This is a genomic window from Altererythrobacter sp. Root672, assembly GCF_001427865.1.
Lineage (GTDB): Bacteria > Pseudomonadota > Alphaproteobacteria > Sphingomonadales > Sphingomonadaceae > Croceibacterium_A.
The window spans coordinates 146804-165093 of sequence record NZ_LMHH01000003.1; the positions used below are offsets into that span (position 1 = coordinate 146804).

The window sequence follows — 18290 nt, forward strand, 5'->3', positions numbered from 1 at the left end:
TCAGCGGCGATAGACCCAGTAGTTCGGACCCATCCTGGCTTCCATTTCCGCCAGGCACTCCTTGTGAATCTCGCGCACCCTGGCCGGAGTCATGGCCTCGGCCGGATCGATCTCCTCGATCGTCAGCGTCGACTTGTCCTCGTAGAGGTGCTCGCCGGTCAAGAGCGCTTGGTCGTTGTAAGGCCAGATGAACGCCTGACGGCTGGAGACGAGGTAGAGCCCGTCATCCTTTTCGACCTTGTGGCCGATCTTCTTGAGCTCGGTGCCGGTCGACATCTGATGGAACCACATCTCGTCGGCGATGCCCCAGTCGGCGACCGCAATCTTGTCGCCCGAATTCCACAGCACGATGTCGCCAATGCTCGAATAGAAGTCGAACACGCCCTTGCGCCCTTCGACCTGGAACGGGCTGTCACCCCAGGTGATGTGGTACTTGGGATCGTCGGCCATCATGTCGGGCGCGGTGATCTCTTCGAACATCGCTGCGCCTTCGAGATGCACGTGGCGCCAGTAGTTGAGCAGGATCGCGCGGTGCAGCGGGCTTTCGGTCCGCTCGTAGAGTTCAAACGTCGAGTCCATGCAGTGATAGACTTCGGCTTCGTACTTGCTGGTCATGGCCTCTCCGCCGGTTATGTTTGGCGCGACTATAGTGCGCGTTTGCGGGAGAGCGAGAGCGATCAGTCGCGACCACGCAAACGGGCGGCGCGGCGCCGGCGCCAGCCGAGAATGCTCCAGCAACTGCCGAAGGCCACACAGCCGACGGCAACCGCGACGATGACGACAGTCAACGACCCGAAGAAGACCGCGCCGGCTATGCCGAGCACGATCTCGATCAGGATTTGCAGGACATCCCTCATCGGGCAGCGCTTCCGCCGCCGGCCTGTTCCAAGTTCTCTCCTCTGGGCAGTGTGGAACGCTTAGGGGGTAGCGGTAGATGTAGGCGTTGGTGTGGCCGTGGGAAGCGTTGCGGCCGGCATGGCGTCGAAATCGGCCGCGCTCCGCGTCGTCACCAGGTCGGTGCTGTCGCCGCGGGTCAGCACCACCAGGCCCTGGACGGGAATCTCCACGTAACGATCGGGATCGCTGTTCTCGACTTCGACCAGCAGCCGGTCGACCCGGCCATCGGGAGCGCGCAGGACGGTCACGATGTCGCCTCGTGCGGTCCCATCGGTGCCGAGCAGGTCGGCGTCGAGTATCTGCAACTCAGTCAGTCCCAACGCCGCCGTTTCGGGCCCTGCAGCGGTTGCCGCAGCTTCGGCGGCATCCTCGACCTTGTCTTCGGCGCGATCGGTGCTGGAATTGTTGCACGCCGCCAGGAGAGCGGTCGCGCCTGCAAGCAGGACAAGGGTTGATTTCATGACAAAGGCCTCCGCGGCGCGCGGCGAGTGGTACCGCGCCCAAGTGCAACTGATTGGCGAGTGAAGGGGTTCCCCTGGTGCAAGGTCAGAGCGCGTTGCCATCCCTATCGCGGTAGATCTCGCGCCGTCCGACGTGGTTCGCCGGTCCGACCAACCCGTCCTCCTCCATCCGCTCGATCCACTTGGCCGCGGTGTTGTAGCCCACGCCCATCTGCCGCTGGAGCCACGATCCGCTGGCCTTCTGCGCCTCGAACACGATCTGGCATGCCTGGCGGTACTTGCGCTCTTCCGGGTTGTCGGAGGCGGTGAAGTCGTCCTCGAAGCTCATGAAGCTGTCTTCGGGCTCTTCGGTGACGGAATCGACGTATTCGGGCTCGCCCTGGGCGCGCCAGTGGTTGGCAACGTCCTCGACTTCCTCGTCGCTGACGAACGGGCCGTGGACGCGCCGCAGGGCGCCGCTCGACGGCTTGTAGAGCATGTCGCCCTTGCCCAGCAGCTGCTCGGCGCCTTGCTCGCCCAGGATCGTGCGGCTGTCGATGCGGCTGGTGACGTGGAAGCTGACGCGCGTCGGCAGGTTGGCCTTGATCACGCCGGTGATGACGTCGACCGAGGGGCGCTGCGTCGCCATGATCAGGTGGATGCCCGCGGCGCGGCTCTTCTGGCTGAGACGCTGGATCAGCACCTCGATCTCCTTGCCGACCGTGACCATGAGGTCGGCCAGTTCGTCGACGATCAGCACGATCTGCGGCAGGACCGCGTAGTCGAGCTGTTCTTCCTCGACCAGTTCCTCGCCGGTGTCGGGATCGAACCCGGTCTGGATCCGGCGGCCGAGCGGCTTGCCCTTGGCGATGGCCGCCTTCACCTTGTCGTTGAAGCCGTTGATGTTGCGCACGCTGATGTCGCTCATCATGCGATAGCGGCGCTCCATTTCCTCGACCGCCCACTTGAGCGCGCGAACCGACTTCGCCGGCTCGGTCACCACCGGCGAGAGCAGGTGCGGGATGTCGTCGTAAGTCTTGAGCTCGAGCACCTTGGGATCGATCAGGATCAGGCGGCATTCGGCCGGGGTAAAGCGGTAGAGCAGCGACAGCAGGATCGTGTTGAGGCCGACCGACTTGCCCGAGCCGGTGGTGCCCGCGACCAGCAAGTGCGGCATGGCCGCGAGGTCCGCTACCACGGGCTCCCCGGCGATATCCTTGCCGAGGATGATCGGCAGGTTGCCCTTGCTGTCGGCGAAAGCCTCGCACGCCGCGAGTTCCTTGAAGCTGACCATCTGCCGCACGGCGTTCGGCAGCTCGATGCCCATCACGGTCTTGCCCGGGATCGGACTGACGCGTGCGCTGATCGCGCTCATGTTGCGGGCGATGTCTTCGGCAAGGCCAATCACGCGGCTGGCCTTGATGCCGGGGGCCGGTTCGAGCTCGTACATGGTCACGACCGGGCCGGTGCGGACTGCGGTGATCTCGCCCTTCACGTTGAAGTCGTCGAGCACGTTTTCGAGCAGGCGCGCGTTGCGTTCGAGCGCAAGCTTGTCGAGCTTGGGCGCAGTGTCCTTGGGCGGATCGGCGAGCAGGTCGAGGCTCGGCAGCTGGTAGCTGTCGAACAGATCCTTCTGCGCCTTGCCCATGGTCTTTGCGGGACGCGGTGGCTGGCGGGAGTCGGCGATTTCGGGCGGCTTGCGCGTGGGGGCGGTCTCGTCGATCTCGCCAAGCGGTTCGGCGCGCGCGGCCCGGCGATCTTGCCGTGTCTTCGCGAGTTCGGGATCACGACCCTGGCGCGACGGCGAGCGGCGCATGATGCCGGGCAGGGACATGAGCCGAGCCCAGTCGAATGCGAAGACCCGCGCCGCCAGAACCGTACCGCTAACCAGGCAGACGAGGCCCAGGCCAAGACTGGCCCAGAACTGCCCCGCCTCGGGTACGCGCCCGGCAATGGCCCTGATCCCGTCGGAGCCGAGCAGACCGAAGATCCCGCCGAGCGAGGCCGGCATGTCGAACCAGGCCTCGACCGCGCTGCCTCTGCTGGCGAGTGCGACAGCCGTGCTGATCAACGCCATGGCCAGCAGCAACAGCGCCAGGGTGCGCCACCAGCGGCCGCCATGCGGGGTCTGTTCGTCCCCGGCATCGCGCCACAGCTTGCTGGCAAAAGCGTAGAGCATCGGCAGGAACAGCACGGCGACGAGGCCGAACAGGAACAGCGCCCGCTCGGCAGCCCAGGCGCCGGGGCGGCCCATCCAATTGGCGACTTCGCCGCCGGCGGCAGTCGAGGCCGAGGGGTCGGTCTGGGTATAGGAAGCGAGGGCCAGTGCGAGGAACACCGTCGCCAGGCCCAGCACAGCGGCGCCGGTGAGCTGGGTGGCGCGCGCGAGCGAGCGCCGGAACGCGGCGCGCCAATCCGCCCGTTGCGCCCCCGTCATTGCGCGGCTGGCCATGTGGTGTTCCCTCTACGTCCTTGTGGCCCCCATAATCCTCCTCGGCAGACTCGCCGTCAAGAATCAGGGGAAAGATAGCCCGTCTATCGCCGCCCAGCGGGGCCAGCGGAGCCGGTGGGCGCTGTGAGGGTTCATCCCGCCGAGCGCAATCACCGGCATGCGGGCATGCGCCGCCATGAGGCGAAAGCGCGCGGGGCCGAGGGTTTCGGCCTGCGGATGCGAGCGGGTCGGGAACACCGGCGAGAGCAGCACGCCGTCGGCGCGCTTGAGGTTGGCGAGCGCGATGTCGGCGAGGTCATGCGCCGTTGCGAGCGTGATTAACCGGCGTGTCGGCCAGAGGGCTCTGGGTGCGCCGTAGGCCCCGTCGGCGCCCCATTCGAGCGCGGTAAGCGCGCTGTCGGCGAGGATCAGGAGGTGCCCTCGGGCGCGAGCGATACGCCGCAGCTCGAACCAGCGAGCGACGCGCTTCTCCGGTTCGAGGTGATAATGGCGGTAGATGAAGCCCGATCCGCGCGGCAGGCATTGCAGGGCGCGCTCCAGATCGGCGTCGTTGCGCTCGTCGGAAATCAGCCACAGGTCCGGCAAGGTCTGGCATCCACGCATTGCGCCGCTATAGCGCGCCCGATGGAAAGCGCAGCCACCCTGCTTGCCGAGGTCGAAGACCGTATCGCCCACGCCTGCCGCGTCTCCGAGCGCGAGCGCAGCGAGGTCACGCTGATCGCCGTCAGCAAGACCCATCCGCCCGAAGCGGTCGAGAGCCTGATCGAGGCCGGGTGCCGGGTGTTCGGTGAAAACCGCGTGCAAGAGGCGCAGGCCAAGTGGCCGGAACTGCGCGAGCGCTATCCGGGCGTGCAATTGCATCTCGTCGGCCAGTTGCAGTCGAACAAAGCGGACGAAGCGGTGGCGCTGTTCGATGCGATCCATTCGCTGGATCGCCCGAGCCTTGCCCAGGCCCTTGCGCGCGCGATGCAGAAGGCCGGCAAGGCCATTCCGTGCTTCGTGCAGGTCAACGTCGGCAACGAGGAGCAGAAGGGCGGTTGTGCGATCGCCGAGCTACCTGGCCTGCTGGCCGAAGCCCGCACTCTGGAGATTCCCCTCGCCGGGCTGATGTGCGTGCCGCCGCTCGGGATCGAGCCGACGCCGTTCTTCGCCTTCCTCGACAAGCTTGCCCGCGACAACGGCCTGGAGGGGCGCTCGATGGGCATGAGCGGTGACTTTGAAACGGCGATCGTGCTCGGAGCGACGCATGTGCGCGTGGGCACGGCGCTGTTTGGGGGACGGGGCTAGTCGACTACCCGATCCTCCCTGTCGGCGAAGCCGATGGGGAGGGGGACCGCGCGAAGCGTGGTGGAGGGGCGGGCGCAGTGCCACTAGCCCCTCCGTCAGCCGCCTGCGGCGTCTGCCACCTCCCCATGACTGCTTTGCAGCCACAGGGAGGATTTAGGCCATCTCGGCGTCTGCTGGCTCTCCCGCGGCCTTAAGCAAGGCCCGTTCGACCTCCTTCAGCCTGTCTTGCGCGGTCACCTTCCCGCCCAGCAGGTCTGTGACATAGAAGTTGTCGACCGCGCGCTCGCCGTAGTGGGTGATGTGTGCCGAGTTCACCATCAACCGGCATTCGAACAGTGTCCGCGCCAGCTTGTTGAGCAGCGCGGGACGATCCCGCGCAGTAACCTCGATCACCGTGAAGCGGCCCGAGGCCTTGTTGTCGAACAGCACCGTTGGCCGCACCTCGAAGCTTTCGGCACGCGGGCGGGCAAGCGGGCGCTTGGCCAGTTGCGGGACCAGTTCGATCTTGCCGGCGAGCGCGTCCTCGATGGTGGTCTGCAGGCGGATTAGCTGGCCCTGTTCCTGGAACGGCTTGCCGAGCGGGTCCTGCACCAGGAAGTTGTCGACCGCCTTGCCCACCCGCGTCGTATGGATGCGCGCGTCGATGATGTTGGCGCCGGCCAAGCTGATCGCCCCGGCGATGCGGTAGAACAGGCCGGGGTGGTCGTCGCCGATCACCGTCACCAGAGTCGCGCCGCGCGCCGGGTAGTACTGGGCGAAGATCGTGAGCTTTTCCTCGGCCTGCTTGGCCGCGGAGTAGATCGGCACGTTGAGCGCGATGATGTCTTCGGGCTCGGCGATCCAATAGGCGTCGTCGAAACGGTCTTCGAGCTCGTCGATCAGGTTGGCGTCGTTGCCCAGCAGTTCGGCCACGCGGGCCTTCTTGGCGTCGATCCGCTCCTTGCGGCCGTGGCGCTTGTGGCCGAGCCGCATGCGCTCTTCGGACAGTTCGTAGAGCTCGCCGAGCAACTGGCGCTTCCAGCTGTTCCAGATTCCCGGCCCGACCGCGCGAATATCGACGATCGTCAGCATGACCAGCTGACGCAGCCGCTCCAGCGTCTGCACTTGCGAAACGAAGTCAGTGATCGTCTTGGGATCCGACAAGTCGCGCTTGAAGGCGGTCGCGCTCATCAGCAAGTGCCAGCGGACCAGCCAGGCGACCAGTTCGGTTTCGTCCTCGCTCATCCCGAGCCGCGGGCACAGCTTCATCGCCACTTCGGCGCCGAGGATCGAGTGATCGCCGCCGCGGCCCTTGGCAATGTCGTGCAGCAGCGTCGCGACATAGAGCGCCGTGCGGCTGCCGAGCTGGGGCAGGAGCTCGGTCGCCAGGGGGTGGTCTTCCTTGAGTTCGCCGCGCTCGATCTGCGCCAGCAGGCCGATCGCCCGGATCGTGTGCTCGTCGACCGTGTAGTGGTGGTACATGTCGAACTGCATCTGCGCGGTGACTTTGCCGAAGTCCGGCACGAAGCGGCCGAACACGCCTGCCTCATTCATCCAGCGCAACACGGATTCCGGATCGCGCCGTCCGGTCAGCAGCTTGAGGAACATCGTGTTTGCGCGAGGGTCGCGGCGGGTGTCGTCGCGGATCAGTTCGGCATCGCGGCGCGCCATGCGCATGGTTTCGGGGTGGATTTCCAGGCCTTCTTCCTCGGCGATCTGGAATATCTCGATCAGCCGCACCGGGTCCTGCTTGAACCATTCGTCACCCGGGGCGCAGATGCGTCCACCGACGATCCGATAGCCCTTGAACATGCGCGGGCGGCTGCGGAAGCTCGCGAGCAGGCCCTTCGGCCGTTTCCGTTGCCCCATCTGCTCGTCGATATGGGCGAGGAACACGCCGGTCACATTGCCGACGTGCTGCGCCTGCAGGAAATAGTACTGCATGAACCGCTCGACCGCGCTTTTGCCGGTCCGGTCGGCGAACTGCATCCGCCTGGCGACTTCGCGCTGTAGGTCGAAGGTCAGCCGGTCCTCTGCCCGCCGGGTGATCGTGTGCAAGTGGCTGCGCACCGCCAGCAGGAACTGCTCGGCCCGGCGGAAGCTGCGGTATTCGCGTTGGGTCAGCAGGCCGACATCGACCAGCTCGGCGGAATCGCGCACGCGGTGGATGTACTTGCCGATCCAGTAGAGCGTCTGCAGGTCGCGCAGCCCGCCCTTGCCGTCCTTGACGTTGGGTTCGACGACGTAGCGGCTGTCGCCCATGCGCTTGTGGCGCGCATTTCGTTCGGCCAGCTTCTCGGAGACGAACTGCGCTTCGGAGCCGGGCACCACGTCTTCCCAGAAGCGGCGGCTGGCGTCGTCGTAGAGCTTCTGGTCGCCCCACAGGTAACGGCCTTCGAGGATCGCGGTGCGGATCGTCAGGTCGGCTTTCGCCATGCGCACCATCTCGTCGAGCGAGCGGCTGGAGTGGCCGACCTTCAGGCCGAGGTCCCACAGGTAATAGAGCAGCGCCTCGATCACCTGCTCGCACCACGGCGTGGTCTTGCCGGGGGTGATGAAGGCGATGTCGATGTCCGAATAGGGTGCCATCTCGCCCCGGCCGTAGCCGCCGACCGCGATCAGGGTCAGGCGTTCGCCTTTCGAGCGGTTCGGCGCGGGGTAGAGATCGGCGATGACGTGGTCGTGCAGGACGCGGATCAGCTGGTCGATCAGGAACGCGTGGCCGTGCACCACCTCGTAACCCTTGGTCGGCCGTTCGGCGAAGCGCCGCGAGAGTTCGGTCCGTCCGTCCTCCAGCGCGGCGCGCAAAAGCTCGACGATCCGCGGCCGCGCGGCTTGGGCGCCCGCCTCCGCCACGGCATCGGCGATCGAGGCGGCAAGGACGCGGCGGTCGATAACCGCGCGCTGGTTGGGGATGGTGGGCGTGCTCACTCCGCTAGCACATATAGGCAAAGCCTTGCGTTGCAATGTCTCAGCAGAGCCTTTGCTTGGCGGCGCGTTCCGTGCCAAAGCCCCGAATTCGAGAGGGAGCCCAACGCACGATGTTCGATTTGCTGGCCGTCGCCACTCAGAATGCGATCCACTTCGAAGACCTTGGCCTGACGCGAGGGATCGACCTCGGCTTCTTCACGCTGCGGTTCTATTCGCTGGCCTACCTCGCGGGGATCATGGCCGCGTGGTGGCACTTGTCCAAGATGGTCAAGGCGCCCGGCAGCCCCATGGCGCAGCGTCATGTCGACGATCTGTTCTTCTACTGCACGCTCGGTGTCATCATCGGCGGCCGCCTGGGCTACGCGCTGTTCTACAAGCCGGAACTGTTCACCACTTTCACGCCGTCGGAGACGGTTAGCTGGGACCTGCTGCGGCTGTGGGACGGGGGCATGAGCTTCCACGGCGGGGTCATCGGCACCACGCTGGCGATCGCCTGGGTCTCGTGGCGCGGGAAGCTCAGCTTCCTTCGCGCCTGCGACTACATCTCGGTCAACGTCGGCTTCGGCATGTTCTTCGGGCGCATTGCCAACTTCATCAACGGCGAGCTGTGGGGCCGCCAGACCGACGTGTCCTGGGCGATGATCTTCCCGAGCGACCCGTACGGCCTGCCGCGCCACCCGAGCCAGCTTTACGAAGCGGTGCTCGAAGGCCTGCTGGTCATCGCCATCATGCTCCCGCTGTTCTGGCGGACGCGCGCCCGTTATCGCCCCGGCCTGCTGGTCGGCACGTTCACAGTACTCATCGCCAGCGCGCGGTTCGTGGTCGAATTCTTCCGCGAGCCCGATGCGGAGCTGGCGTGGATGGTGGTCGATACCGGCCTTAGCCGTGGGCAGTGGCTCAGCATTCCGCTGATTCTGGCCGGCCTCGCCCTCATCGCATGGTCGCTCAAGCGGCCTGCGCTCGGCAGCGGAATCAAGCCGGCAGCGGCATGACGGAACCGGCCTCGCTGGCCGAGAGTTTCCGGCGGCTGATCGCGGCCACCGGACCGATCAGCGTGGCGCAGTTCATGGGTGAATCGAACGCCCGCTACTACGCCAGCCGCGACCCCTTGGGCACCGAGGGCGACTTCATCACCGCGCCCGAAATCAGCCAGATGTTTGGCGAGATGGCCGGGCTGTGGCTTGCCGACGTCTGGGACCGCGGGGGACGCCCGGCAAAGGTCTGCTACGTCGAACTCGGGCCGGGTCGCGGAACCCTGGCGGCAGACGCGCTGCGAACGATGATGCGCTTCGGTCTCGAGCCCGAAGTGCACCTCGTCGAAGGCTCGCCCGAGTTGAGACGCCAGCAACAGAAGGCGGTGCCGCAGGCGCAGTTTCATCAGGATCTCTCGACCGTCCCGACCGATCGCCCGCTCTTGCTGGTGGCGAACGAGTTCCTCGATGCGCTGACCGTGCGGCAGCTCGTCCGCACGGCCGAGGGCTGGCGCGAGATCATGGTCGCGGTCGATGACGAGGGTCGTTTCGTGCCGATCGCCGGGCCCAAGCCGATGGATGCCGCCGTGCCTGAGGCGCGAAGGGAGGCCGAGGAAGGGACGGTGATCGAGACCAGTCCCGGCGCGGCCTCGATCATGTCCGAAACCGCCGGAAGGCTCGCTGAACAAGGCGGGGCGGCGCTGTTCATCGACTACGGCCATGCCCAACCGCGCACGGGTTCGACCCTGCAGGCGCTGGCGAAGCACCGGAAGGTCGATCCGTTCGCGCTGCCCGGCGAAGCGGACCTGACCGCCCATGTCGATTTCGCGATCCTGGTCGAGATCGCCCTGTCCCGAGGTGCCCGATGGCTTGGGACCGTGGAGCAGGGCGCCTGGCTAAGAGCCATGGGGATCGACCATCGCGCCGATACGCTCGCCGGCGCCTCACCCCAGCATCACGAAACGGTGATGCGGGCGAAAGAGCGGCTGACCGGCGACGAGCAGATGGGCAAGCTGTTCAAGGTCATGGGCCTGGCCGGACCAGCATGGCCCGACGGGGCGGGGTTCTAGGAAGATGCCGGGCGGCCATCGCGTTTCGAACCGTTCGATCCTGGTGGCGGCACTTTCGACCGTGGTCGAATGGTACGACTTCACGCTCTACCTCTACTTCGCGACCGTCCTTTCGCGGGTGTTCTTCGGCGGCGGAGAAGCGTCGCTGCTGGCGACGCTCGGAGGGTCTGCCGTCGCCTATGTCATGCGCCCGGTCGGCGCGGTCGTGTTCGGGCACATCGGCGACAGCCGAGGCCGCCGGCCCATGCTGCTGCTGTCGATGGCGATCATGTCGCTGGCGATGTTCGCCACGGCGTTGCTGCCGACGCATGCGCAAGTCGGTTCGGCCGCGGCGGTGCTGATGCTGGCGATGCGCTGCGTGATGGGGTTCTCGGTCGGCGGGGAATATACCGGCGTCATCGCTTACCTGCTCGAAGGTTCGCGCCCCGAGCGGCGGGGGCTGATTGCCTCGCTCGCCGCTGCGGCCAGTGAGGTCGGAGCCTTGCTGGCGGTGGCGGTCGCGGCCCTGACCGTCAGCTTGCTGTCCGAAGCCCAGTTACAAGCCTGGGGCTGGCGGATCCCGTTCCTGGTCGGCGCGGTCCTGGCCGGTGCGGTTTGGTTCGCCCGTTCGATGATGGAGGAATCGCCCGATTTCGTCCGTCTACAGGCTGCGAACGAACTAGCCGCTAACCCGTTGGGCCATGCCGTTTCGCACCAGTGGCGCGGGTTGCTGCGGGCTTTCGCGATCTCGGCCTTTGGCTCGATCACTTACTATGTCGGCATCACTTACGTCCCGGCGTTCCTCACTTCGGTGGGCTCGGCGAGTGAGGCGGACTCGTTGTGGCTGTCGACCATCGCAGCGGTAGCGGTCATCGCGATCACGCCCTTTGTCGGGTTGCTGGCGGACAGGGTGGGCCGCAAACCCGTATTGATCGGCCTGGCGATCCTTGGTGCCGCCCTGCCGATCACGATGTTCACGCTCATGGCTGGGGCGTCGACCGGGCATGCCTTGCTGGCAGCCGTCGTCCTCGCCTTCGTGGCCGGGGGCGCGAGCGCCGTTGGCGCCATCGCGACCGGCGAGCAGTTCAGCGAGACGAGCCGCGCTAGCGGCCTCGGGCTTGGCTACACCACCGCGACGGTGATTTTCGGGGGCCTGACGCCGTTCGTGGCGCAGCACCTGGTGGAAAGCACCGGCTCGCCCGCAGTGCCGGGGATCATGATCGCCGCGGTGGCGATCGCCGTGCTGCCGGTGTTCGTGCTGATGCGCGAGACGGCGCCTTCGCGCAGGCCCTAGCGCGCGATAGCGGCCCGCGAGACGGTAAGCTCGCAGACCAGCCCGGCCGGTTCGAAGCGGCGTTCCCACCAGCCGTCCAGTTGGCCTGTCACGCTCATCTCCACCAAGCGCGAGCCGAACCCTTCCTTGACCTTCGTCTTGGGCGGCGGGCCGCCGCGTTCTACCCAGCGCAGCAGCATGGTCTCGCCTTGGTCGGTCACGGTCAGCTGGACCGTGCCTTCGTCGGACGAGAGCGCCCCGTACTTGGCGGAGTTGGTCGCCAGTTCATGGAACACCAGTGCCAGCGGCGTGGCGCTGCGCGGGGCGATCGCCAGGTCGTCGCCGAGGATGGTGATCCTGGCGCAGGACTCCCTGCGATAGGGTCCGAACAGGTCCTTGAGCATGCCGTTCAGCGTGCCGCTGCGCTTGCCCTGCGCAGGCCGAACGTAGTCGTGGGCCCGGCCGAGCGCGCGGATCGTGCCGATCAGTTCGTCTCCGAAGCCCTTCACGTCGGGACGGTTGCGCACCGAGAGCGAGATCAGGCCCGAAACAACCGCGAAGATGTTCTTGATCCGGTGCGACAGCTCCTTGGCCAGCAAGTCACGGGATTCCGAAGCGGCATAAAGGTCGTGGATGTCGACCGCCGTGCCGAACCAACGGACGATGCTGCCCTCGGCATCGCGCACCGGCACCGCGCGCGATATCATCCAGCGGTATTCGCCATCATGCCGGCGCAGGCGATGCTCGATCTCGTAAGTCTCGCCGGTCGCGAGCGAGTGCTTCCAGGCGGCGCTGGCCTTTTTCCAATCCTCGGGATGGAACGAACCGCCGTCGGTGTCCTCCGGCTCTCCGGTGAACTCTACCATCCGCTGGTTGAAGTAATCGAAGTTGCCCGCTGGGTCGGCTGACCAGGCGATCGCGGGGATCGAGTCCGCCAGCGTGCGCAGATAAGTCTCGCGCTCGGCGTGCTCGCGCCGCGCGGCGATGCTGTGCCGGCGCGAACGCAACCGCCGCATGACGGCCTGGGCCAGGATCGACAACCCGTCGCGCTGCATCTCGGTCAGCCCATTGGGGCGCTCGTGCGTGTCGATGATGCACAGGGCTCCGAGCGAGATGCCTTCTTCGGACAGCAACGGCTGCCCGGCGTAGAAGCGGACGAAAGGCTCGCCGATCACATAAGGGTTCTGGGCGAAGCGCGGGTCGGACTTGGGGTCGCGAACTTCCATCAATCCGCCATGCATCATCGCATGGGTGCAGAAAGAGACGTCGCGCGGAGTGTCGCGCTGGTCGAGCCCTTCGCGAGCCAGGAAACGCTGCCGCTCCTCTTCCACCAGGCTGACGAGCGCAACCGGCGCTTCGCACAGCTTCGCGGCAAAGGTCGCTATGGCTGAAAGTTCCGGATCGTCCTGAAGCGAATCCAGCCCGTATGCCCGGAGTATGCGGAGACGCTCTTCCTCATCGGGGTCAATTGGGGCGGGCTGCTTTTCGGCAACCCGCAGCTGGGTGGACGTCGCGTTCACTAAACCCTCCGAGGAGCGAGGTTAAACGAATACCCAACCCTTAGAAAGGTCAGGACACCTCGGGAAAAACCCTTGCTCGGTGCGGTTTGAACCCGTTTTCGGGGCCCTTCCGGCTTGCTATGGCGGGTTCGAAAGGGGTTCTCGATGCAAGCGACTCCCAAATTCGATTTCGGCCTGGGCGAAGATGCGGAGATGATTCGCGATTCGGTGGCCCGCTTCGCCGACGAGCAAATTGCGCCAATTGCGGAAAAGGTGGATCGCGAGGACATGTTCCCTCGGGAGCTGTGGCCAGCGATGGGTGAACTGGGCCTGCATGGAATCACCGTTCCGGAGGCAGACGGTGGGCTGGGCCTGGGCTATCTCGAGCACGTCATCGCGATCGAGGAAGTCAGCCGGGCGAGCGCTTCGGTCGGCCTCAGCTACGGGGCGCACTCGAACCTCTGCATCAACCAGATCGCCCGCTGGGGCACGGCGGAGCAGAAGGGCAAGCACCTTCCCGGCCTGATCAGCGGCGAGCATGTCGGGGCCTTGGCGATGAGCGAGCCGGCCGCTGGTTCGGACGTCGTTTCGATGAAGCTCAAGGCCGACGCGGTGCAGGGCGGTTTCGTCCTCAACGGCACGAAGTTCTGGATCACCAACGGGCACGAAGCCGAAGTCGTGGTGGTCTATGCCAAGACCGATGCCGCCGCGGGCTCGAAGGGCATCACCGCGTTCCTGGTCGAGAAGGACATGCCGGGGTTCAAGCCGGCCCAGAAGATCGGCAAGATGGGCATGCGCGGCTCGCCCACCTCGGAGCTGGTATTCGAGAATTGCGAGGTGCCCGAAGCCAACATTCTTGGTGAAGTCGGGCAGGGCGTGAAAGTCCTGATGAGCGGGCTCGACTACGAGCGGACCGTGCTCGCCGGGGTGCAGCTTGGGATCATGCAGGCGTGCCTCGACACGGTGATCCCCTACGTTCGCGAGCGCCAGCAGTTCGGCAAGCCGATTGGGGCGTTCCAGCTGATTCAGGCCAAAGTCGCCGACATGTATGTCGCGCTGCAATCGGCGCGGGCCTACACTTACGCGGTGGCCAAGGCCTGTGATCGTGGGGAGACCACTCGCCACGATGCGGCCGGGGCGATCCTGCTGGCGAGCGAGAATGCCTTCCGCGTGGCGGGCGAAGCGGTCCAGGCGCTTGGCGGTGCGGGGTACACGACTGACTGGCCTGTCGAGCGCTATCTGCGCGATGCCAAGCTGCTCGACATCGGCGCGGGCACCAATGAGATCAGGCGGATGCTGATTGGCAGGGAGCTGATCGGGGTCTGAAGTTTGAGCCAACCACCCCTTCTCCGTTCGTGGTGAGCCTGTCGAACCACGCCTGGCGCAAGGCTCGCGTCCTTCGACAGGCTCAGGACGAACGGAGGTGGTGTGGCACCGCAGGTTGCGTCTGACGCCTGCGAACAATTGCGACGTTATTCCGCTCGACATCGGTTCGCTAACGAACGAGACCGAGGGTCCGAAAAAACGGAAGACTTGGGAGGGTCGATGTTCAAGACGATACTGGCAAGCGCGGCTGCGCTCGCAACGCTGGCTGCCGTCCCGGCCGAGGCACGGACCGACAAGATCAAGGTCCACGGTGCCGCGCTGGAGGGCAACCTCGAAGGCAATTCGCCCGACCGCGATGTCTACGTGTTCCTGCCGCCGAGCTACGACAGCAACGCGGGCAAGCGCTATCCGGTGGTCTACTTCCTGCACGGCTACTCGGTCGGGGCGGATGCTTACGACGGGCTGGCCAAGTTCCAGGAAGCGGTCGATGCCGCGGCTGCGGCGGGCAACGAGATGATCGTGGTGATGCCCGACGTTTACACCAAGTTCAAAGGCGCGATGTTCGGCGCTTCGGTCACAACGGGCGATTTCGAACGCTATGTCGCGCACGACCTCGTCAGCTATGTCGACGGACACTATCGCACAATCGCCGACGCCGACAGCCGCGGGCTCTCGGGCCATTCGATGGGCGGCTACGGCACGCTCAAGATCGCGATGAAGTATCCGGGCGTGTTCTCGAGCATCTACGCGATGGCGCCATGCTGCCTCTCGCCTTCGAACATGAGCGCCGAGCAAGTCCAGGCGGTCGCGGCGTTGACTCCTGAGCAGCTGGCGACGGCGCAGGGCTTCGCGCTGGCCACTCCGGCCACTCTGTCGGCCTGGGCGCCGGATCCCAAGAACCCGCCGTTCTACGTCTCGACCGGGGTCAAGGATGGCGTGGTCGATCCGCTGCTGCTCGCGCGACTCCACGCCAACTCGCCGCTGGTGCTGCTTCCGCAGTACCTGCCGGCGATGAACGCGCTCGAAGCGATCCGGCTCGAGGTCGGCGACAAGGACTTCCTCCTGCGCGACGACACCTGGATGCACGAGGAATTCGACCGCTTCGGTGTGAAGCACGAATGGCAAGTTTTCGAAGGCGACCACGGCAACCGCGTGAACGCCCGGATCAGGACTGACTTGCTGCCGTTCTTCGGCCAGCACCTGGACAAGTAATTGAGGGATATGGGGATGTTGAAGTCACTTACCGCCACTGCCGCCGCGTTGCTCGCGCTGGCCGTCACGCCCGCCGTCGCGCAGAACATCAAGGCGCCGGCGCCGGCCGTCGTTCCGGCCGGGATCACGGTTGAGAACCCGAAGGTCCACGGCGCCTCGCTCGAGGGCAACCTCGAAGGCAATGCCGTCGATCGCGAGGTCATGGTCGTGCTGCCGCCGAGCTACAAGACCAACCCGAACAAGCGCTATCCGGTGGTCTATTACCTCCACGGTTTCGCCATCGACGGGCGCAACTTCTACGACTTCATGAAAGTGCCCGAAGCCGTCGCCCAGTCGGCCGCCGCTGGCACCGAGTTTATCGTGGTCGTGCCCGACACGCTGACCAAGATGGGCGGCAGCATGTATTCGAACTCGGTCACCACCGGGAACTTCCGCGAATTCATCGCCAAGGATCTCGTCCAGTACATCGACAGCCACTACCGCACGATCGCCACGCGTGGCGGCCGCGGGCTTGCGGGTCACTCGATGGGCGGATACGGCACCTGGGTCGTGGGCATGACCTATCCCGAAGTGTTCGACAGCATCTGGGCGCAGAGCGCCTGCTGCGTCTCGCCGCGCACTGAGACGGTGGAGTCCGCGACGGCGATGGCCGGCGTGCCCCATGACAAAGTCGACGGTTCGGGCTTCGGCATGCGCGCGGGCCTCGCTTCGGCGGTTGCCTGGGCTCCTAACCCGCAGAACCCGCCCTACTTCGTCGACTTCCCGATCAAGGATGGTGCGGTCGATCCGCTGGTGATCGCCAAGTGGGCCAACAATTCGCCACTGGCGATGGTCGCTTCGCACGTCGATGCGCTCAAGAGCTTCGACGCCATCGGCGCCGACGTGGGCGACAAGGACGGCCTGATCCGCGACGACACGATGATCCATGAAGAACTCGCCCGCTTTGGCATCGAGCACGACTGGGCGGTCTACGAAGGCGACCACGTCAGCAAGATCGGCCAGCGTTTCGCCGACGTCGTGCTGCCGTTCTTCGCCAAGCACCTCGACAAGTAATGAGTGCACCGGTCCTCTCCAGCTCGATCGATCTGGAGGGGACCGACGCTCGCGCGCGGGCCGCGCATAACCGGGCCTTGGCCGAGGCGCTGCGCGCTCGTGTGGCGCAAGCGGCGCTCGGTGGGCCAGAGGCCAGCCGTGAACGCCACACCGCCCGCGGCAAGTTGCTTCCGAGAGAGCGGGTCGAACGGTTACTCGATCCGGGTTCGCCGTTCCTTGAGATCGGCCAGCTCGTCGCGAACGGGCTCTACGGCGACGAGGTACCCGGTGCCGGGATGATCGCCGGTATCGGGCGCGTGTCGGGCCGCCAGTGCATGATCGTCGCCAACGATGCGACGGTGAAGGGCGGCACCTACTACCCGCTGACGGTCAAGAAGCACCTGCGCGCGCAGGAGATCGCGCAAGCGAACCGGCTGCCGTGCCTCTATCTGGTCGACAGCGGCGGGGCCAACCTGCCGCACCAGGCCGAGGTGTTCCCCGACCGCGATCACTTCGGGCGGATCTTCTACAATCAGGCGCAGATGTCCTCGCTCGGCATTCCGCAGGTCGCTTGTGTCATGGGCAGCTGCACCGCCGGCGGGGCCTATGTCCCGGCGATGAGCGACGAGAGCGTGATCGTGCGCAACCAGGGCACGATCTTCCTCGCCGGCCCGCCGCTGGTGAAGGCCGCGACGGGAGAGGAGATCAGCGCCGAGGACCTCGGCGGCGGGGAGTTGCACGCGAAGAAGTCGGGCGTGGCAGATCATCTCGCCGAGAACGACGAGCACGCGCTGACCATCCTGCGCGATATCGTCTCGCATCTCGGGCACAATGAAGGCGCCAAGTTCGATTTGCGCGAGCCTCGTGCGCCGAAGTTCGATGCCGAAGACCTCTATTCGATCGTCCCCGATGACGTCCGCGCCCCTTACGATGTGCACGAAGTCATCGCCCGCATCGTCGACGGCAGCGAGTTCCACGAGTTCAAGGCGCTCTACGGCTCAACCCTTGTGTGCGGCTTTGCGCATGTCTGGGGCATGCCGGTGGCGATCCTCGCCAACAACGGCGTGCTGTTCTCCGAAAGCGCGCTCAAGGGCGCACATTTCATCGAACTTGCCTGCCAGCGCGGCATTCCGTTGCTGTTCCTGCAGAACATCTCCGGCTTCATGGTCGGTGGCCGCTACGAGGCAGAAGGCATCGCCAAGCACGGGGCCAAGCTGGTGACGGCGGTCGCCACGGCGCAGGTGCCCAAGATCACCGTCGTCATCGGCGGCAGCTTCGGCGCCGGCAACTACGGCATGTGCGGCCGCGCCTATTCGCCGCGCTTCCTGTTCACCTGGCCCAACGCGCGCATCTCGGTGATGGGCGGAGAGCAGGCGGCGAGCGTGCTGGCGACCGTGCACCGCGACGCCGAGACCTGGACGCCCGAACAGGCCGAGGCGTTCAAGGCTCCGATCCGCGAGAAGTACGAAACCGAGGGCAATCCCTACTACGCCACGGCTCGACTGTGGGACGACGGGGTGATCGACCCGGTGCAGACGCGCGACGTGCTCGGGCTGGCGCTGAGCGCGTGCCTGGAAGCGCCGATCCCCGAGGTGCCGCGGTTCGGCGTGTTCAGGATGTAATCGCGGAGGCCCGCATGATCGCTCGCCGCTGGCACGGACGCGTGCCTAATTCGCTAGCCGATGAATACCTGCGGTTGATGCAGGAGGTCGCCTTGCCGGACTACCGCTCGACGCAAGGCAACCGCGGCGCCTGGTGCCTGAGCCGCGTCGAGGGCGACGTGACCCATGTGGAAATGCTCACGTTCTGGGACGACTTCGCTGCGATCAGGCGCTTTGCCGGCGAGGATGTGAGTGTCGCCAAGTACTACGACTTCGATGACGAGTTCCTGCTGGAGAAGGAACCGGGCGTGCAGCACTTCGAGGTGCGGGATTGAGCTTCA

16 protein-coding genes are annotated in these 18290 nt (G+C 65.8%); 9 read left to right on the forward strand and 7 right to left on the reverse strand.

The features are described 5' to 3' along the window. The 5 genes from ASD76_RS14765 to ASD76_RS14785 form a co-directional block, all read right to left on the reverse strand. Entirely contained in the window at positions 1-615 is a 615-nt protein-coding gene (locus tag ASD76_RS14765; RefSeq protein WP_055924735.1) for a hypothetical protein, read from the reverse strand. A 62-nt stretch (positions 616-677) separates the two neighbouring features. Further along, positions 678-857, reverse strand: coding sequence for a hypothetical protein (locus tag ASD76_RS14770; RefSeq protein ID WP_055924738.1), 180 nt, complete (start codon positions 855-857; stop codon positions 678-680). Between the two features lie 60 nt (positions 858-917). Then, a complete protein-coding gene (locus ASD76_RS14775) occupies positions 918-1358 on the reverse strand; it encodes a hypothetical protein (protein ID WP_055924741.1) in 441 nt (146 codons plus the stop codon). Between the two features lie 85 nt (positions 1359-1443). Further along, complete coding sequence (locus ASD76_RS14780; RefSeq protein WP_055924744.1) at positions 1444-3789, reverse strand: DNA translocase FtsK; 2346 nt, start codon at positions 3787-3789, stop codon at positions 1444-1446. 63 nt (positions 3790-3852) lie between these two features. Then, positions 3853-4392, reverse strand: a complete 540-nt coding sequence (locus ASD76_RS14785) for a thiamine phosphate synthase (RefSeq protein ID WP_055924747.1) — start codon at positions 4390-4392, stop codon at positions 3853-3855. Between the two features lie 21 nt (positions 4393-4413). Here ASD76_RS14785 and ASD76_RS14790 point away from each other — a divergent pair, with 21 nt between their 5' ends. After that, entirely contained in the window at positions 4414-5076 is a 663-nt protein-coding gene (locus ASD76_RS14790) for a YggS family pyridoxal phosphate-dependent enzyme (protein WP_055924750.1), read from the forward strand. Between the two features lie 153 nt (positions 5077-5229). Here the strand turns inward: ASD76_RS14790 and ASD76_RS14795 are convergent, their stop codons facing one another. After that, positions 5230-7986, reverse strand: a complete 2757-nt coding sequence (locus ASD76_RS14795; RefSeq protein ID WP_055924753.1) for a [protein-PII] uridylyltransferase — start codon at positions 7984-7986, stop codon at positions 5230-5232. 110 nt (positions 7987-8096) lie between these two features. Here ASD76_RS14795 and lgt point away from each other — a divergent pair, with 110 nt between their 5' ends. Genes lgt through ASD76_RS14810 form a run of 3 tightly spaced genes read left to right on the forward strand, consistent with a single transcriptional unit; the run spans position 8097 to position 11300 of the window. Next, positions 8097-8978: a prolipoprotein diacylglyceryl transferase gene (gene lgt, locus ASD76_RS14800; RefSeq protein WP_055924756.1), complete on the forward strand. Its 882-nt coding sequence runs from the start codon at positions 8097-8099 to the stop codon at positions 8976-8978. Continuing rightward, on the forward strand, positions 8975-10027 hold the full coding sequence (locus tag ASD76_RS14805) for a class I SAM-dependent methyltransferase (RefSeq protein WP_055925885.1): 1053 nt from the start codon (positions 8975-8977) through the stop codon (positions 10025-10027). Before lgt ends, ASD76_RS14805 begins: the two co-directional genes overlap by 4 nt. Before the next feature lie 4 nt (positions 10028-10031). Further along, positions 10032-11300 (forward strand): MFS transporter, encoded by a 1269-nt coding sequence (locus ASD76_RS14810; protein ID WP_055924759.1) that lies wholly within the window; start codon positions 10032-10034, stop codon positions 11298-11300. On the opposite strand, the gene ASD76_RS14815 is transcribed toward ASD76_RS14810, so the two are convergent. Then, a complete protein-coding gene (locus ASD76_RS14815; RefSeq protein WP_235506777.1) occupies positions 11297-12799 on the reverse strand; it encodes a sensor histidine kinase in 1503 nt (500 codons plus the stop codon). The two genes, ASD76_RS14810 and ASD76_RS14815, sit on opposite strands and share 4 nt — an antisense overlap. A 144-nt stretch (positions 12800-12943) precedes the next feature. On the opposite strand from ASD76_RS14815, the gene ASD76_RS14820 reads away from it, so the two are divergent. The 5 genes from ASD76_RS14820 to ASD76_RS14840 all read left to right on the forward strand — a co-directional run bounded on the left by ASD76_RS14820 (position 12944) and on the right by ASD76_RS14840 (position 18284). Next, on the forward strand, positions 12944-14104 hold the full coding sequence (locus tag ASD76_RS14820; protein ID WP_055924762.1) for an isovaleryl-CoA dehydrogenase: 1161 nt from the start codon (positions 12944-12946) through the stop codon (positions 14102-14104). Positions 14105-14323: 219 nt separating this feature from the next. Further along, a complete protein-coding gene (locus ASD76_RS14825) occupies positions 14324-15316 on the forward strand; it encodes an alpha/beta hydrolase (RefSeq protein WP_055924765.1) in 993 nt (330 codons plus the stop codon). Positions 15317-15331: 15 nt separating this feature from the next. Beyond that, positions 15332-16369: an alpha/beta hydrolase gene (locus ASD76_RS14830; protein WP_055925891.1), complete on the forward strand. Its 1038-nt coding sequence runs from the start codon at positions 15332-15334 to the stop codon at positions 16367-16369. Continuing rightward, positions 16369-17970 (forward strand): carboxyl transferase domain-containing protein, encoded by a 1602-nt coding sequence (locus ASD76_RS14835; protein ID WP_055924768.1) that lies wholly within the window; start codon positions 16369-16371, stop codon positions 17968-17970. Before ASD76_RS14830 ends, ASD76_RS14835 begins: the two co-directional genes overlap by 1 nt. Positions 17971-17984: 14 nt before the next feature. Further along, complete coding sequence (locus ASD76_RS14840; RefSeq protein ID WP_055924771.1) at positions 17985-18284, forward strand: hypothetical protein; 300 nt, start codon at positions 17985-17987, stop codon at positions 18282-18284. Positions 18285-18290 lie beyond the last annotated feature (6 nt).

Bases quoted from the DNA above. Each gene is read 5' to 3' on its own strand.
- ASD76_RS14765 (WP_055924735.1), bottom strand. From the start codon at position 615: ATGACCAGCAAGTACGAAGCCGAAGTCTATCACTGCATGGACTCGACG.
- ASD76_RS14770 (WP_055924738.1), bottom strand. From the start codon at position 857: ATGAGGGATGTCCTGCAAATCCTGATCGAGATCGTGCTCGGCATAGCC.
- ASD76_RS14775 (WP_055924741.1), bottom strand. From the start codon at position 1,358: ATGAAATCAACCCTTGTCCTGCTTGCAGGCGCGACCGCTCTCCTGGCG.
- ASD76_RS14780 (WP_055924744.1), bottom strand. From the start codon at position 3,789: ATGGCCAGCCGCGCAATGACGGGGGCGCAACGGGCGGATTGGCGCGCC.
- ASD76_RS14785 (WP_055924747.1), bottom strand. From the start codon at position 4,392: ATGCGTGGATGCCAGACCTTGCCGGACCTGTGGCTGATTTCCGACGAG.
- ASD76_RS14790 (WP_055924750.1), top strand. From the start codon at position 4,414: ATGGAAAGCGCAGCCACCCTGCTTGCCGAGGTCGAAGACCGTATCGCC.
- lgt (WP_055924756.1), top strand. From the start codon at position 8,097: ATGTTCGATTTGCTGGCCGTCGCCACTCAGAATGCGATCCACTTCGAA.
- ASD76_RS14805 (WP_055925885.1), top strand. From the start codon at position 8,975: ATGACGGAACCGGCCTCGCTGGCCGAGAGTTTCCGGCGGCTGATCGCG.
- ASD76_RS14810 (WP_055924759.1), top strand. From the start codon at position 10,032: ATGCCGGGCGGCCATCGCGTTTCGAACCGTTCGATCCTGGTGGCGGCA.
- ASD76_RS14820 (WP_055924762.1), top strand. From the start codon at position 12,944: ATGCAAGCGACTCCCAAATTCGATTTCGGCCTGGGCGAAGATGCGGAG.
- ASD76_RS14825 (WP_055924765.1), top strand. From the start codon at position 14,324: ATGTTCAAGACGATACTGGCAAGCGCGGCTGCGCTCGCAACGCTGGCT.
- ASD76_RS14830 (WP_055925891.1), top strand. From the start codon at position 15,332: ATGTTGAAGTCACTTACCGCCACTGCCGCCGCGTTGCTCGCGCTGGCC.
- ASD76_RS14835 (WP_055924768.1), top strand. From the start codon at position 16,369: ATGAGTGCACCGGTCCTCTCCAGCTCGATCGATCTGGAGGGGACCGAC.
- ASD76_RS14840 (WP_055924771.1), top strand. From the start codon at position 17,985: ATGATCGCTCGCCGCTGGCACGGACGCGTGCCTAATTCGCTAGCCGAT.